Annotated in this window: 15 protein-coding genes; 11 read left to right on the plus strand and 4 right to left on the minus strand. The window is 65.3% G+C overall.

The window, feature by feature from the left end; translation table 11 throughout:
- Positions 1-167: 167 nt before the first annotated feature.
- A complete protein-coding gene (locus F455_RS0103545) occupies positions 168-506 on the minus strand; it encodes a P-II family nitrogen regulator (protein ID WP_018971889.1) in 339 nt (112 codons plus the stop codon).
- Positions 507-718: 212 nt separating this feature from the next.
- Between F455_RS0103545 and F455_RS0103550 the strand changes: the two genes are divergently transcribed.
- From F455_RS0103550 to F455_RS0103580, 7 genes are all read left to right on the plus strand, one after another.
- Positions 719-1,006, plus strand: a complete 288-nt coding sequence (locus F455_RS0103550) for an accessory factor UbiK family protein (RefSeq protein ID WP_018971890.1) — start codon at positions 719-721, stop codon at positions 1,004-1,006.
- Between the two features lie 21 nt (positions 1,007-1,027).
- Positions 1,028-1,432: a hypothetical protein gene (locus F455_RS22805; RefSeq protein WP_157578398.1), complete on the plus strand. Its 405-nt coding sequence runs from the start codon at positions 1,028-1,030 to the stop codon at positions 1,430-1,432.
- The gene (locus F455_RS0103560; RefSeq protein ID WP_018971892.1) at positions 1,429-2,943 is read left to right on the plus strand and encodes a YifB family Mg chelatase-like AAA ATPase; all 1,515 of its coding nucleotides are present in this window, start codon (positions 1,429-1,431) and stop codon (positions 2,941-2,943) included. The genes F455_RS22805 and F455_RS0103560 overlap by 4 nt, the downstream gene beginning before the upstream one ends.
- Before the next feature lie 32 nt (positions 2,944-2,975).
- Positions 2,976-4,040 (plus strand): XdhC family protein, encoded by a 1,065-nt coding sequence (locus F455_RS19640; protein WP_169337283.1) that lies wholly within the window; start codon positions 2,976-2,978, stop codon positions 4,038-4,040.
- The gene (locus tag F455_RS0103570) at positions 4,033-4,611 is read left to right on the plus strand and encodes a nucleotidyltransferase family protein (RefSeq protein WP_018971894.1); all 579 of its coding nucleotides are present in this window, start codon (positions 4,033-4,035) and stop codon (positions 4,609-4,611) included. Before F455_RS19640 ends, F455_RS0103570 begins: the two co-directional genes overlap by 8 nt.
- A gap of 121 nt (positions 4,612-4,732) precedes the next feature.
- Complete coding sequence (locus tag F455_RS0103575; protein ID WP_018971895.1) at positions 4,733-5,194, plus strand: (2Fe-2S)-binding protein; 462 nt, start codon at positions 4,733-4,735, stop codon at positions 5,192-5,194.
- 82 nt (positions 5,195-5,276) lie between these two features.
- Positions 5,277-7,496 carry a xanthine dehydrogenase family protein molybdopterin-binding subunit gene (locus F455_RS0103580; RefSeq protein WP_018971896.1) on the plus strand — a complete coding sequence of 740 codons (2,220 nt, stop codon included), beginning with the start codon at positions 5,277-5,279 and terminating at the stop codon, positions 7,494-7,496.
- 70 nt (positions 7,497-7,566) lie between these two features.
- Here the strand turns inward: F455_RS0103580 and aceA are convergent, their stop codons facing one another.
- Entirely contained in the window at positions 7,567-8,862 is a 1,296-nt protein-coding gene (aceA, locus tag F455_RS0103585; protein WP_018971897.1) for an isocitrate lyase, read from the minus strand.
- 68 nt (positions 8,863-8,930) lie between these two features.
- Entirely contained in the window at positions 8,931-9,275 is a 345-nt protein-coding gene (locus F455_RS0103590) for a hypothetical protein (protein WP_157578399.1), read from the minus strand.
- A gap of 128 nt (positions 9,276-9,403) precedes the next feature.
- Here F455_RS0103590 and F455_RS0103595 point away from each other — a divergent pair, with 128 nt between their 5' ends.
- From F455_RS0103595 to F455_RS0103610, 4 genes are read left to right on the plus strand one after another with little or no spacing between them, the layout of a single operon-like run.
- Positions 9,404-10,453 carry a LysR family transcriptional regulator gene (locus F455_RS0103595; protein WP_018971899.1) on the plus strand — a complete coding sequence of 350 codons (1,050 nt, stop codon included), beginning with the start codon at positions 9,404-9,406 and terminating at the stop codon, positions 10,451-10,453.
- A 20-nt stretch (positions 10,454-10,473) separates the two neighbouring features.
- Positions 10,474-12,042 (plus strand): ATP-binding protein, encoded by a 1,569-nt coding sequence (locus F455_RS0103600; RefSeq protein WP_157578400.1) that lies wholly within the window; start codon positions 10,474-10,476, stop codon positions 12,040-12,042.
- Positions 12,039-12,788 carry a response regulator gene (locus F455_RS0103605; protein WP_018971901.1) on the plus strand — a complete coding sequence of 250 codons (750 nt, stop codon included), beginning with the start codon at positions 12,039-12,041 and terminating at the stop codon, positions 12,786-12,788. Before F455_RS0103600 ends, F455_RS0103605 begins: the two co-directional genes overlap by 4 nt.
- Positions 12,789-12,816: 28 nt before the next feature.
- Complete coding sequence (locus F455_RS0103610) at positions 12,817-14,046, plus strand: nucleoside recognition domain-containing protein (RefSeq protein ID WP_018971902.1); 1,230 nt, start codon at positions 12,817-12,819, stop codon at positions 14,044-14,046.
- Between the two features lie 5 nt (positions 14,047-14,051).
- Here the strand turns inward: F455_RS0103610 and F455_RS0103615 are convergent, their stop codons facing one another.
- Complete coding sequence (locus F455_RS0103615; RefSeq protein WP_018971903.1) at positions 14,052-14,255, minus strand: hypothetical protein; 204 nt, start codon at positions 14,253-14,255, stop codon at positions 14,052-14,054.
- Positions 14,256-14,377: the final 122 nt, after the last annotated feature.

The following is a 14,377-nucleotide window of genomic DNA, read 5'->3' on the forward strand; positions in this document are numbered from 1 at the left end:
ATCCCGGCGCCAGCCTTGGTTATGTGGATATTCCACGCATGCGACTACAACACAAATGCTGCGTCGCGTCAAAGCCTGCGGCAAATGGCCGCCTAAACGTCTATACGGGCAATCATCGAGCATGCCGCGCCTTTAGTCCAGCGCGCGGCCCGCGCGGGCCTTCGCGCCTACAGCGCGTCTGCGCCAGTCTCGCCCGTACGGATGCGGATCACTTGCTCCAGATCGTGGACGAAGATCTTGCCGTCGCCGATCTTGCCGCTGTTGGCGGAGGCGAGGATCGTTTCGACGACGCGCTCGACGAGGTTGTCGGCGACCGCGATCTCGATCTTGATCTTGGGCAGGAAGTCGACGACGTATTCGGCGCCTCGATACAGCTCGGTATGGCCCTTCTGCCGACCGAAGCCTTTGACCTCGGTGACCGTGATGCCCTGCACGCCCACTTCGGCGAGCGCCTGACGCACATCGTCGAGTTTGAACGGTTTGATGACGGCGGTGACGAGTTTCATGGTCTGGTGAAGGATTTCGTGTAGCTCGACTATACCGAAAAAGCCTGCGCCGTGCTGCCAGGCGGAAATGGCGCGATTGCGTCCGGTTTTCCGTCTGTCTTGTAGGAAAATTCCTACAGAAGAGTCAGTAAACTGCCACTTCCCGCCGCGAACGGATTGGCTAGGCTTTCTCCTGTCCGTTGCGCACCATCGTTTGCTTGAGAGGTAACGCCGTGATTGCCGTCTCCCCGCTCGACGACCTGGCTCGACGCCTGGCCGATCTCGTTCCCCCCGAAGCGCGCGAGCGCCTCGGCGCCCCTGCGCGCGAAGCCATGGATGACTTGTCCGCGAATTTCAAGGACACCTTGCGCTCGGGCCTGCGCCGGCTCGATCTGGTCACGCGCGAAGAGTTCGACGTACAGCGCTGCGTGCTGCTGCGTACCCGTGAGATGGTCGAGGCTCTCGAACATCGCATCGCTGAACTCGAAGCGATGCTGGGCGCCAAGGCCGCGCCGCACTGACAAAGACCATGGCAGATCGGCATGACGCCGATGCAGCCTCCCTTTTCCGCGTACGGTCGTGAACCCCCGGCACTTGGTGTCGATGGTTGCGACGATCACGGCTCGTCGTCCGGTTGGCATGAATTGCTACCCTCCTTGCACGGACAGCAGGTGGAACCGGCACGACCGCACGCGGAATCTGGTGTTTCTGCGATCTCCGTCGATCGCAGCAAGCTAAGACCCGCCACCCCGGGCTACATGCTTCAACAGGGACGCATTACGACTGGACCCTGCCTGGATCGGCAGATGGACAAGGACGTTGTTTTTGCGGCCATCCTTGAGCGCAAGGATCGCAAAGCGGCCATTTCGAAGATCAAAATGCGGCCGTCCTTGGCCGCGCTTCTCAGTGACCTTTACTTTTCTGGCATGGCGATTTCAGGCAGATGAGCCTCGCCACCGTCCATAGCCGAGCCCAGGATGGCGTCGCCGCGCCCGCGGTCACGGTGGAAGTGCATCTCTCCGGCGGCCTGCCCGGCACTTCCATCGTCGGCTTGCCCGAGACCGCAGTGAAGGAGGCACGCGACCGCGTTCGCGTGGCGATCCAGAACGCACAGCTGGAATATCCCGCGCGCCGCGTCACCGTCAGCCTGGCGCCGGCCGATCTGCCCAAGGACGGCGGCCGCTTCGACCTGCCGATCGCGCTCGGCATCCTCGCCGCGGCCGGACACGTGCCGAAGGAAGCATTGGCCCGCTACGAATTCCTCGGCGAACTGGCGTTGTCCGGCGAGTTGCGTGCGGTCACCGGCGTGCTGCCGGCGGCGTTGAAGACCCTACAGGCTGCTCGCGCACTGATCGTGCCGCGCAGCAATGTCGCCGAAGCCGCGCTCGTCTCCGCGGCCGAGGTGCGCGGCGCCGATTCGCTGCTCGAGGTGCTCGCTTTCCTGTGCGGCGCGGGGGATTTGCCCGAAGCTACTGCCGCGCCGCAGGCAAACGTGGAAACAAACGAGTCCGATCATCCCGACCTCGTCGAGGTGCGCGGCCAGGCGCATGCGCGCCGGGCGCTGGAAATCGCCGCCGCCGGTGCGCACCACCTGCTGTTCGTCGGGCCGCCAGGCGCCGGCAAGACCATGCTCGCAAGTCGTCTGCCCGGCATCCTGCCGCCGCTGAGCGAGGCCGAGGCTTTGGAATCGGCGGCCGTGCGCTCGGTCGCCGGGCAGGGCGTCGATCTGCGCAATTGGAAGACGCGCCCATTCCGCCAGCCGCATCACACGGCGTCCGCGGTAGCGCTGGTCGGCGGTGGCTCGGTGCCGCGTCCGGGTGAGATATCGTTGGCTCATCACGGCGTGCTTTTTCTTGACGAATTGCCCGAATTCGATCGTCACGTGCTCGAAGTGCTGCGCGAGCCGCTCGAGTCGGGTCGTGTCGCCATCTCGCGCGCCGCACGCCGCGCCGAGTTTCCCGCCGCGTTCCAGTTGGTCGCCGCCATGAATCCGTGTCCTTGCGGCTATGCCGGCGATCCGTCGGGCCGCTGCGCCTGCACGCCCGAGACGATCCGTCGCTATCGGGCGAGAATCTCCGGACCGTTGCTCGATCGCATCGATCTGCAGGTCGAAGTGCCGCGCGTGGCGCTGGCCGAACTCGGCGAGACGGCGCCGTCGGGAGAGTCCAGCAAGGTCGTGCGCGAGCGCGTGGTCGCCGCGCGTTCGCGGCAGATGCAACGCGCCGGCAAACCCAACGCGATGCTCGGATCGCGCGAACTGCGCCGCGACGGCGCACTCTCGGCACGCGACCGCACCCTGCTTGAACGCGCGCTCGACAAGCTCGGTCTGTCCGCACGCGCCTATCACCGCATCCTGCGCGTCGCGCGCACGATCGCCGATCTCGACGGCAGCGATACGATCGCCACGCCGCATTTGATGGAAGCGATCCAGTACCGCCGCCTGGCGGTACGCGAGTAACGCTTTGGCATCCGTGCGCTAACATGATGCGCATGACGACAAACGATACAAATTCCGCAGCCGGCGGCCTGCGCGGCCTGCTCGACGTGCTGTGGCGCATCCATGCGCGCAACGAAAGCGCGGTGCTTGGCATCGTGACCGCGACCGAAGGATCCACCTACCAGAAGCCCGGCGCGCTCGTGCTGCTCGACGGCAAGGGCCTGCGCCACGGCGTGATCAGCGGCGGCTGCCTCGAGCCCGCGCTCGAGGAGGCGGCGCGCAAGGTGCACGAATCCGGGCACGCGGCGACCATCGAATTCGATACGCGAACGGACGAGGACCTGCTGTTCGGCAGCGGCATCGGCTGCCGCGGTCGCGTCGCCTTGTTGCTGCTGCCGTTGCCGCCGCAGGCGCCGCTCGCGCGTGCGCTGTTCGCCGCGCTCGACCGCGGCGTCGATCTGCACCTGTCATTCGCGTTGGACGATTCCGAGCTCGGCGCGGGCAGTGCGAGTTTCACCCGGGACGCCGCCTCCGCGCCTTGCGCGCGATGGGCTCGCGATGGCCGCGCCGTCGAAACCGGCGCGATCGCGACGACGCTGCGCATCGATATCGCCACGCCGCCGCGCCTGCTGCTGTTCGGCGCCGGGCCGGAAACCGCGCCGCTCGCGCTGATCGCGCGCAGACTCGGCTGGTTCGTCGACCTCGTCGAGCATCGTGGACGCTGGGCCGCGTTCGCCTTGGACGCCGCAATCGATCGCCGCATCGACCTTGCTCCCGCGGCGGCGGCCGCGGCCCTGGCAGACGAGCGCTACGACGCGATGCTGCTGATGAATCACAACTACTCGCTCGATCTCGACTGGCTGCGCTTTTGCGCTGCCGACGAGGTGGGTTACGTCGGATTGCTCGGCCCTGCGGCGCGGCGCGATGCCTTGCTTACCGAACTCGATGCCGCCGCGCGTGCGCGCCTCGCGCCGCGTCTGCGCGCGCCGGTCGGACTCGATCTCGGCGGCCACGGCGGTGAAGCGGTCGCCGTCGCGATCGCGGCGCAACTGCAGCAGCATTTTTCCGCGCGCGCGCGCAACGCGGCGGCGGCCACGTCGACGATCGTGCATGGCTGAGCGCGCGCACGGCGTTGTCGTGCTTGCCGCCGGTGCATCGACGCGCCTCGGATGCGCGAAGCAATTCGTGCTTCATCGCGGCGAGACGCTCGTGCGTCGCGCCGCACGCCTTGCGCTCGCCACGCAGCCGCACGATGCGGTCGTCGTCGTCGGCTTCGATGCCGATTCCGTTTTTCGCGAAGTGGACGCTCTCGCGCTGCGGCGCATCGATTGCCTGGATTGGCGGCTAGGTCTCGGCGCCTCGCTGCGTGCCGGCGTGGATGCCCTTTCCGCGCATTGCAACGGTGTGCTCGTCGTGCTGTGCGACCAGCCTGCGCTCGATGCCGCGCATCTGCTCGCGCTGTGCGCTGCGTGGTACGGCGCACCTGATCGCGGCGTGGCATCGCATTACGCCAACCGACTTGGCGTGCCGGTGTTGTTGCCGCGTGCCTGGTTCGCCGCGGTCGACGCGGCCTCGGATCGCGGCATGCGTGATCTGCTGGCTCAACATGCCGGTCAAATCGACGCCATCAGCAATGAAGATCTGGCCGTCGACATCGATCGTCCCGACGATTTGCGACACTTGTCCTGAGCGCGCAACCCCTTTGGCATCTGTAAGCCAAACTTATCAAATTGTTCACGTGCAGCGTCTGGATTTCTGTACTGCCGAGTAGTAGTTTTGCTGGACCGCAGCCAACGCCACGAGGTGTCCGATGAAACTCAACGTCAACGGGCAGGAGCACGAGGTTGACGCGCCTGCCGACATGCCCTTGCTCTGGGTGTTGCGCGACCTGATCGGTTTGACTGGCACCAAATTCGGTTGCGGCATGGCCCAGTGCGGCGCCTGTACGGTGCATGTCGACGGCGTGGCGCTGCGTTCCTGCATCACGCCAGCTGTCGCGCTAGCGGGCAAGAAGATCACCACGATCGAAGGCATCGGCAAGGACGGCGATCATCCGGTGCAGCGCGCTTGGATCGAAGCCGATGTCGTCCAATGCGGCTACTGCCAGTCGGGTCAGATCATGGCCGCGGTGGCGCTGCTCAAGCAGAAGCCGCAGCCGACCGATGCCGACATTGACGCCGCGATGAGCGGCAATCTCTGCCGCTGCGGTACCTACCAGCGCATCCGTACAGCGGTGCATCGCGCCGCAGAATTGAGCGTGGTTAACAAGTAGAGGATTTTGGTTGAAGAGTGCGGTCAGGAGACCGCTTCTTGATTCCCGCGATCAGGGATGATCGCTAAAAATGAGGTGCCACATGTGGCGTGATCACACCAATCTTTCCAGCGTCGTCGAGGAACTGACCCGCATCGTTCCCCTCGAACATGAGAAGGCCGGCGCGAACCGACGTGCGTTTCTCAAGGCCGGTGCGGCCGCGTCGGCAGGTCTCGTCGTTGCGTGCTTCATGCCGCTCGGCATGCGCAGGGCGTTCGCCGAGGATGTGGCGAAAAAACCAGCACAGATTCCGCCAAACGCCTTCGTGCGCATTGCGCCCGACAACAGCGTGACTGTGCTGCTCAAGCATTCGGAAATGGGCCAGGGCGTGTGGACCTCGATTCCGATGGTCATCGCCGATGAACTCGATTGCGATTGGTCGAAAGTGAAAGTCGAGCATGCGCCGGCCGCACCCGAGTACAAGCACACCGTATTCGGCATGCAGATGACCGGCGGCTCGACCAGCACCTGGGAATCGTTCGCGCAGCTGCGCGAGGCCGGCGCGACGGCGCGTGCGCTGTTGATCGCCGCCGCGGCGAAGAAATGGAATCTAGCCAGCGCCACCGATTGCCGCACCGAAAACGGCTATGTCATCTGCGCCGACAAGAAGGCGAGCTATGGCGAGCTGGCCGAGGCGGCAGCAAAGCTGCCGATGCCGACCAATGTCGCCCTGAAGAAGCCCGAGGAATTTCGCCTGATCGGCAAGCCGACCAAGCGCCTCGACAGCAAGGCCAAGGTTACCGGCACGGCCGAATTCGGCATCGACGTGAAGCGGCCGAACATGCTGATCGCCACTGTCGCGCGCGGACCCGTGTTTGGCGCGAAGGTGAAATCGTTCGACGCGACGAAGGCGAAGGCCGTGACCGGCGTCGTCGACGTCGTGCAGGTGCCGAGCGGCGTCGCCGTGCTCGGCAAGCATTTCTGGGCAGCGAAACAGGGCCGCGATGCGCTCGTCATCGATTGGGACCTCGGCGATGGCGCGAAGATCTCGACCGAGGGCCTGCGCGCCGACTATCGCAAGCTCGCGCAGACGAAAGGTGCCGTCGCGAAGACCGCGGGCGACGTCGATGTCGCGTTGAAGAGTGGCAAGGTCATCGAGGCCGAGTACGAAGTGCCGTTCCTCGCGCATGCGCCGATGGAACCGGAAAACTGCACGGTAGAAATCGGCAAGGATGGCGCGGACATCTGGACCGGCACGCAATTCCAGACGCTGGACCAAGGTTTGTCCGCACAGATTCTCGGCTTGAAACCCGAGCAGGTGCGCGTGCATACGACCTTCCTCGGCGGTGGCTTCGGCCGGCGCGCGAATCCGACCTGCGACTATGTTACCGAAGCGGTGCAGGTCGCCAAGGCCTCGGGCAAGACGGTCAAGGTCGTGTGGACACGCGAGGACGACATCCATGGCGGCTACTACCGGCCGATGTGGTTGTCGCGCGTGCGCGCGACGCTGGCCAAAGACGGCAAGCCCGCGGCGTGGGCACAGACGATCGTCGGCCAGTCGATCATTGCCGGGACGCCGTTCGCGAGCGCGATGATCAAGGATGGCGTCGATGCGACCAGCGTCGAAGGCGCTGCCGATTCGCCGTATCTCGAGTCGGTGCCGGCGCATCGCGTCGACCTGCATTCGCCGACGAGTCCGATCTCAGTGCTGTGGTGGCGCTCGGTCGGGCATTCCAATACCGGTTTCGTCGTCGAGAGCTTTGTCGATGAGCTTGCGCATGCGGCGAAGCAGGACCCGCTGAAGTATCGCCAGGCGCTGTTGCCCGAAAAATCGCGCGAACGCCTGGCGCTCGACCTTGCTGCCGAGAAGTTCGGTTGGGGCAAGCCGTTGCCGAAGGGCCATGCGGCGGGCATCGCCGTGCACCAGTCGTTCGGCAGTTATGTCGCGCAGATCGCGGAAGTGTCGGTGGCCGACAAGAAGATCACCGTGCATCGCGTCGTCTGCGCAATCGATTGCGGGCCGGTGGTCAATCCGCTCACGGTCGAAGCGCAGATGCAGTCGGGCATCGCCTTCGGTCTCAGCGCGGCGCTGCACAGCGAACTGACCTTCAAGGACGGCAAAGTGGAGCAGTCGAACTTCCACAACTACCTCGTGCTGCGCTCGAACGAGATGCCGAAGGTCGAAGTGCACATCGTGCCGAGCACCGACAAGATGGGCGGCGTCGGCGAACCCGGCACCCCGCCGATCGCACCAGCGGTGGCGAACGCCGTGTTCGCCGCGACGGGCAAGCGCCTGCGCAAGCTGCCCTTGAAGCTCGCGTAAAAAATGCACAGCGAAAAAAGCGCGACTCGTTCGAGCCGCGCTTTTTTTGTTTCGCCCGCACGCGTTAGCGTTACGCCGCCTTCTCGCCGTGGAACTGCTCTTCTTCGGTCGAGCCCTTGAGCGCGGTCGTCGACGACTGGCCCTGTTGGATCGTCTGCGTGACCTGATCGAAGTAGCCGGTGCCGACTTCGCGCTGGTGCTTGACTGCGGTGAAGCCCTTGTCCGCGGCGGCGAACTCGGCTTCCTGCAGTTCGACGAAGGCGCTCATCTGGCGACGCGCGTAGCCGTGCGCGAGGTTGAACATCGAATAGTTCAGCGCATGGAAGCCGGCCAGCGTGATGAACTGGAACTTGTAGCCGTAGCTGGCGATTTCCTTCTGAAACTTGGCGATCGTCGCGTCGTCCAGGTTCTTCTTCCAGTTGAACGACGGCGAGCAGTTGTAGGCGAGCAGCTTGCCCGGAAACTTCGCGTGGATCGCATCGGCGAACGCCTTGGCGAAGGCGAGATCGGGCTTGCCGGTTTCGCACCAGACGAGGTCCGCGTACGGCGCATAGGCGAGGCCGCGCGAGATCGCCTGGTCGAGGCCGTTCCTGGTCTTGTAGAAACCTTCGACCGTGCGCTCGCCGACGACGAAAGGCTTGTCGTTCGCGTCGACGTCGCTGGTGAGCAGATCGGCGGCTTCAGCGTCGGTGCGCGCGACGAGCAGCGTCGGCACGCCGAGCACGTCGGCGGCAAGGCGCGCCGCATTGAGCTTCTCGACCGCTTCGCGCGTCGGCACGAGCACCTTGCCGCCCATGTGACCGCACTTCTTCACCGAGGCGAGCTGGTCCTCGAAGTGCACGCCCGCGGCGCCGGCTTCGATCATCGCCTTCATCAGTTCGAATGCGTTGAGCACGCCGCCGAAACCGGCTTCAGCATCGGCCACGATCGGCTGCAGGAAGTCGATCGAGTCGTCGCCCTCGGCGTGATAGAGCTGGTCGGCGCGCAGCAACGCGTTATTGATCCGCTTGACCACCGCCGGCACCGAGTCGGCCGGATACAGTGACTGGTCCGGATACATCTGGCCGGCAAGGTTTGCGTCGGCCGCGACCTGCCAACCGGACAGATAGATCGCCTTGAGCCCTGCCTTGACCTGCTGCATGGCCTGGTTGCCGGTCAGCGCGCCGAGCGCGTTGACGAAGTCGTCGGTGTGCAGCGACTTCCACAGCTTCTCCGCACCGAGGCGCGCGAGCGAGTGTTCGACGTGCACGGTGCCGCGCAGGCGCACGACGTCCTCAGCCGTGTAGTTGCGCTTGATGCCGGCCCAGCGTGGGTTGTTGGTCCAGTCCAGCTTGATCTGTTCGGCGGTAGGGAGACTCGGTTTCATGATGGATCCTGCATTGGTGAGGTCGGGGTAGGAGATAGGCGGTGTCTTTCGTATGACTTGCCGCAAAGTCAGGGCAGTCGGTGTTTCGCGTAGATCGTCTCGGCCACCTCACGCGAGGCGCGCAGCAGCCGCGCGAGTCCTGAGGTTCCGTTGGCGGGTGCAACGCGTTCCTGCACGCTGAGGATCGCGTCGTCGAACAGGGCGTAGTCGATCGGCGAGCCGTCGGCGAGCGCGATCGCTTCGTCGCCCAGCCAGCGGCTCAGCTGTGTCTGCGCGGCGAGCGCGACCGATTGCGGCCCGTCGATCAGCGCGCGCACGCAACGGTCGACGCAGGCGGCGAAGTCCGAACGCGTCGCCGGTGCGCCGGCGGTGGCGATTCGACTGTCCAAGCTCATCATTGCGCTGCAAGCCATGTTCTGCTCCGGTCAACTTTGTTGCGTAGCAGCACCCTAGGCCTGATCCATCTATTTGACAAATCAAATGTTTCAACGTAATAATTTGAAATTGTCAAATAATCTATATCTCATTGATTTACAGACTAATGACGCCCAGTAATCCAGGCACGAAAGGGACCAAAACCGCGGTTCGAGGACGTCGTCCGAGCAAGCCTCGAGCAGCACCCAGGCGCGGCGCGGACGCCGAACCGGCACGGTTCTACTACAAGGGCAGCCGCCTCAAGCAGCTGCGCGCGTTCTGCTACGCGGTCAAGTTCGGCACAGTCGTGCGCGCGGCGGAATCGCTGTTCTTGTCGCCGTCCTCGGTCAGCCTGCAGCTGTCCGCGCTCGAATCGGACTTCGGCGCGCGCCTGCTCGAGCGCACGCGTCCGCGCCTCGCGTTGACCGCCGACGGCCAGTTGCTCTACGACCTCGCCCGGCCGCTGGTCGAAGGCATGGAGAACCTCGACCACCAATTCCGCAACCGCCGCACCGGCGAGCCCACGCGCGAAATCCACATCGCCTGCGGCAATTCGACGATCCAGTACCTGCTGCCCGAGCTGGTGCGCACTTATCGCGAGAGATTTCCCGACGTGCGCCTCGAGCTCGCCAACGTCACCGGCATCGATGGTCTTGCCTTGCTGCGTTCGGACAAAGTCGACTTCGCCGTCGGCTCGATGCTCGACGTGCCGCACGATCTCGAATACGAACCGGTGCGCTGGTTCGATCCGATGCTGATCGTGCCGCATGGCCATCCGCTTGCGGACAAGCCGGACATTTCGCTCGAGGACATTTCGCCTTATGGGCTGATTCTGCCGCCACAGCGTCTGACGACGTACCGCATGGTCGACCTCGTGTTCCAGCGCAGCAAGGTGCCTTATCACGTTGCGATCGAGGTCGGTGGCTGGGAGGTGATCAAGCAGTACGTCGGCATGGGTCAGGGCATCTCGATCGTCACTGGCATCTGCATCACGCCGGGCGATGAGGAACGCCTCGTTGCGCGCAATATGCGGCGCTACTTCCCGCAACGCAGTTACGGCGTGGTGATGCGCAAGGGCAAATATCTTTCCGAGCAATCGCGCGCGTTCATCGACCTGATCAAACCCGACCTGTTCGGCCGCCGCGACTATTACGACTCCGGCCATTCGGAGCGCTGAGGGGCAACTATGGAGAAAAGGTGAAACCGCCGCGGCGCTGTTTCCCGAGTGGCTATCGCGCGCTATCGTGGGCGTCGTTTTCCCACCTGTACGATCCGATGCGTCTGGGTTTGTGGCATCGCCTGTTCCTCGCCTTCGCCGTGCTCAGCGTGGCGATCATCGCCGGTTTCGTTGCCTGGCAACAGCGCAGTTTCCGCCAGGGTTTCTCGAACTATCTCAACGAGATTTCCGTGCAACGGCTGCAGTCCGCCGCGGAACGCCTCGCCGAGGTCTACGCAGAACGCGGCGGTTCCTGGGAATTCCTGCGCGGCGACGGACATGCGTTCGATGCCTACGTCGACCCGTTTCGGCTGAAGCGCAAGGCCTTTGCCGAAGAGCCGCTGCGTCGCCCCGGCGATGCACCGGGCGAGCGCGGCATGCCGCCACCCGAGCCTCCTCCCGACGCAGAGGCCAAGCCGCCGTCCGACACGCCGCCACCGCGCGGTGGCCCGTCGAGTCGCGTCCTGCTGGTCGATGCCGCGGGCGCGAGCATTGTCGGCGACGCGCGTATCGCCGGCGAACAGGATCTGCTGCGCGTGACGATCCAATCCGGCGGAAAGGAGGTCGGCAGCCTGCTGACGCGAAAAGTCCCGCCGCGCGCGTTCGGCGGTCCCGATCTCGCCTTCGCGCTCGCTCAGCGGCGTGCCGCCATCGTCGCCGGTGCCGTGGCCCTGCTCGTCGGGCTCGGCTTCGCCTTCGCCCTCGCACGCTGGCTGCTGGCGCCGGTGCGGGCGCTGACCGCGGGCATGCACGCGCTCACCGCCGGCGACTACGCGCGCCGTGTCGCCGCGAGCGGCAGTGCGGAACTCGGCGCGCTCGCGCGTGATTTCAACCGGCTCGCACAGACACTCGAGGCGCACCGCGATGCACGGCGACGCTGGGGCGCCGATATCGCCCACGAGCTGCGCACACCGCTGAGCGTCCTGCGCGGAGAGATATCGGCACTGCAGGACGGCGTGCGTGCACCGACGCCGGCCGCGTTCGATTCGCTCGCGGCCGAGGGCGAACGCCTGTCGGGATTGATCGAGGACTTGTACCAGCTCGCGCTCGCCGACGCAGGCGCGCTCGAGTACCGTTTCGAGACGCTCGATCTCGCCGAGGTCGTGCGCGACGCGGCGCAGTTGCAGAAGCGCGCCTGCGCGGACGCCGGCCTCGCATTGGAGCTGAACCTGCCGGGCGATGCGCCGACCGTGCGCGGCGACGCACGACGTCTTGGTCAATTGCTCGACAACCTGATCGTCAATGCGCGCCGTTACACCGACGCGCCGGGACGCGTCAGCATCGAGCTGGCGCGCATGCAGGACTCGATACGCCTCACCCTCGACGACACCCCCCCTGGCGTGCCCGCCGAATCGCTGCCGTTGCTTTTCGAGCGCCTCTACCGCGTCGACCACTCGCGTGCGCGCAACAGTGGCGGCGCGGGTCTGGGTCTGGCGATCTGCCGAGCCATCGTCGAGGCGCACGGCGGTAAGATTCGTGCCGAAGCCTCGCCGCTCGGCGGTCTGCGCATCCTCATCGATCTGCCACACGCTACGGAGACACTCGCATGACGATCAGCGCGAACGAATCCGCGGGGCGCGATCCGGTCAAACCCGACAGCGCCAAGCACGTCCTCGTGGTCGAGGACGAGCCGAAGATCGGCGCATTGCTGCGCGACTATCTGGCCGCTTCGGCATTCCGTGTCAGCCTGCGCGAGAGCGGTACGGGTACGATCGAATGGATCCGCGAGCACGCGCCCGATGCGGTCGTGCTTGATTTGATGCTGCCCGGGACCGACGGCCTCGAGATCTGCCGCACGCTGCGCGCGCTGCCCGACCCGCGCATCGCCAACCTGCCGCTGCTGATGCTGACCGCGCGCGTCGAGGAAATCGACCGCCTGCTCGGCCTCGAACTCGGCGCGGACGACTACATCTGCAAGCCATTCAGTCCGCGCGAAGTCGTCGCGCGAGTCAGGGCTGTGTTGCGCCGCTCGGCAGCGGTCGAGCCGGGCAAACCACCCGCGGTCGAGCTCGACGAAGGACGCTTCGAAGCGCGCGTGCACGGCCACGCAGTCGCGCTGACGCCGGTCGAATTCCGCCTGTTGCGCAAGCTGTCAGCCCAGCCGGGCCGCGTCTACTCGCGCCAGCAGCTCATGGATGCGCTGTACAGCGACCATCGCGTGGTCAGCGACCGCACCGTGGACAGCCACGTGAAGAACTTGCGGCGCAAGCTGGGCGAGGCCGGTGTCGATCCGATCGCGTCGATCTACGGCCTGGGCTACCGTTTCGAGTGGAACGAGGAAGTCCAGTCGAATTGACCGGCAGGCATCACGCTATGCTTGCGCGATGCTCAACAAACTCTGGCTCGGATTCTTCTTCGCCGCCGCGCTAGCCGCGCTTGCGCGCTGGATCATCGGCGGTGACGCCGCCGTGTTCGCGGCGATGATCGCCGCGCTGTTCGACATGGCCAAGCTGTCGGTCGAAGTCGTCGTCCTGCTGTTCGGCACGCTGACTCTCTGGCTGGGTTTCCTGCGCATCGCCGAACAGGCCGGGCTGATCGATCTGCTCGCGCGTGCACTCGGTCCGTTGTTCGCACGGCTGATGCCGGAGGTGCCGCGCGGCCATCCGGCGATCGGACTGATCACGCTCAACTTCGCCGCAAACATGCTCGGCCTCGACAACGCGGCGACGCCGATGGGCCTGCGCGCGATGCGCGAGCTGCAGGCGTTGAATCCGCAGCCGACGACCGCGAGCAACGCGCAGATCCTGTTCCTCGTGCTGCATTCCTCCTCGCTCGTGCTGCTCCCGGTGACGATCTTCATGTACCGCGCGCAGCAGGGTGCGCACGATCCGACCCTCGTGTTCCTGCCGATCCTGCTCGCCACCTGCGCTTCGGCCGTGACCGGCCTGCTCGCCGTCGCCTTTGTGCAAAAGCTCAAACTGTTCGATCGCGTCGTGCTCGCCTGGTTCGGCGGTTTCGCCGTGCTGATGGCCGCGTTCATCGCGTTGCTGGCGTCGATGAGCCCGGAAAAACTCGCGGCGTTTTCCTCGCTGCTCGGCAATCTGGCGATGTTCGCGATCATCCTTCTGTTCCTGATTGCCGGCGCAGTGAAGAAAGTGCCCGTCTACGAGAGCTTCATCGACGGTGCGAAACAGGGCTTCGACACGGCCAAGGAAATCCTGCCGTATCTCGTCGCGATGCTCTGTGCGATCGGCGTACTGCGCGCGTCGGGCGCGCTGGATTTCCTGCTCGAAGGCATCCGCCTGGCCACGCAGGGCGTCGGCCTCGATACGCGCTTCGTCGATGCGCTGCCGACCGCGCTGGCCAAACCGTTTTCCGGCAGCGCCGCGCGCGCCCTGCTGATCGAGACGATGAAGACCCACGGCGTCGACAGTTTCCCCGCGCTCATCGCCGCGACCGTACAGGGCAGTACGGAGACGACGTTCTACGTGCTCGCCGTCTATTTCGGCGCGGTCGGCATCCGCCGCGCGCGTCACGCGGTGGGCTGTGCAATCGTCGCCGACCTTGCCGGCATCGTCGCCTCGATCCTGGTCGGATATTGGTTCTTCGGCTAGCGCGTTCAGCGCGTCGCCGGTCGACCGCCAAGCACGCGTGCGGGCAGGAGCAGCAGTGCGCGCAGGAATTCGAACACGCCCTCGACCGCGATGCCGACGAGGCGGAACGGCAGCAGCAGCAGCCAGAAGATCGGATACAGGATCAGCGCGAGCAGCGCGATCGGCCAGCAGAACACGAACAGCAGCAGCCAGAGGATGAAAGTCAGCATCGTCGATCTCGGGATAGCCTGGAGGATGTGGCCAACGTAGGGTCACTCTACGCGGAGTCAAGCTCTTGGAGGAGTGCCCAATGGCATGGAAGCGGGAAGAATGCGACGAAACGCCCAGGGCG

It is taken from the genome of Rudaea cellulosilytica DSM 22992 (genome assembly GCF_000378125.1).
Taxonomy (GTDB): Bacteria; Pseudomonadota; Gammaproteobacteria; order Xanthomonadales; family Rhodanobacteraceae; genus Rudaea; species Rudaea cellulosilytica.

Excerpts from the sequence above, each read along its gene's own strand:
- F455_RS0103610 (WP_018971902.1), top strand. The coding sequence starts at position 12,817 with ATGCTCAACAAACTCTGGCTCGGATTCTTCTTCGCCGCCGCGCTAGCC.
- F455_RS0103605 (WP_018971901.1), top strand. The coding sequence starts at position 12,039 with ATGACGATCAGCGCGAACGAATCCGCGGGGCGCGATCCGGTCAAACCC.
- F455_RS0103545 (WP_018971889.1), bottom strand. The coding sequence starts at position 506 with ATGAAACTCGTCACCGCCGTCATCAAACCGTTCAAACTCGACGATGTG.
- F455_RS0103590 (WP_157578399.1), bottom strand. The coding sequence starts at position 9,275 with ATGGCTTGCAGCGCAATGATGAGCTTGGACAGTCGAATCGCCACCGCC.
- F455_RS22805 (WP_157578398.1), top strand. The coding sequence starts at position 1,028 with ATGACGCCGATGCAGCCTCCCTTTTCCGCGTACGGTCGTGAACCCCCG.
- F455_RS0103580 (WP_018971896.1), top strand. The coding sequence starts at position 5,277 with ATGTGGCGTGATCACACCAATCTTTCCAGCGTCGTCGAGGAACTGACC.
- F455_RS0103560 (WP_018971892.1), top strand. The coding sequence starts at position 1,429 with ATGAGCCTCGCCACCGTCCATAGCCGAGCCCAGGATGGCGTCGCCGCG.
- F455_RS0103615 (WP_018971903.1), bottom strand. The coding sequence starts at position 14,255 with ATGCTGACTTTCATCCTCTGGCTGCTGCTGTTCGTGTTCTGCTGGCCG.
- F455_RS0103595 (WP_018971899.1), top strand. The coding sequence starts at position 9,404 with ATGACGCCCAGTAATCCAGGCACGAAAGGGACCAAAACCGCGGTTCGA.
- F455_RS0103575 (WP_018971895.1), top strand. The coding sequence starts at position 4,733 with ATGAAACTCAACGTCAACGGGCAGGAGCACGAGGTTGACGCGCCTGCC.
- aceA (WP_018971897.1), bottom strand. The coding sequence starts at position 8,862 with ATGAAACCGAGTCTCCCTACCGCCGAACAGATCAAGCTGGACTGGACC.
- F455_RS19640 (WP_169337283.1), top strand. The coding sequence starts at position 2,976 with ATGACGACAAACGATACAAATTCCGCAGCCGGCGGCCTGCGCGGCCTG.
- F455_RS0103570 (WP_018971894.1), top strand. The coding sequence starts at position 4,033 with ATGGCTGAGCGCGCGCACGGCGTTGTCGTGCTTGCCGCCGGTGCATCG.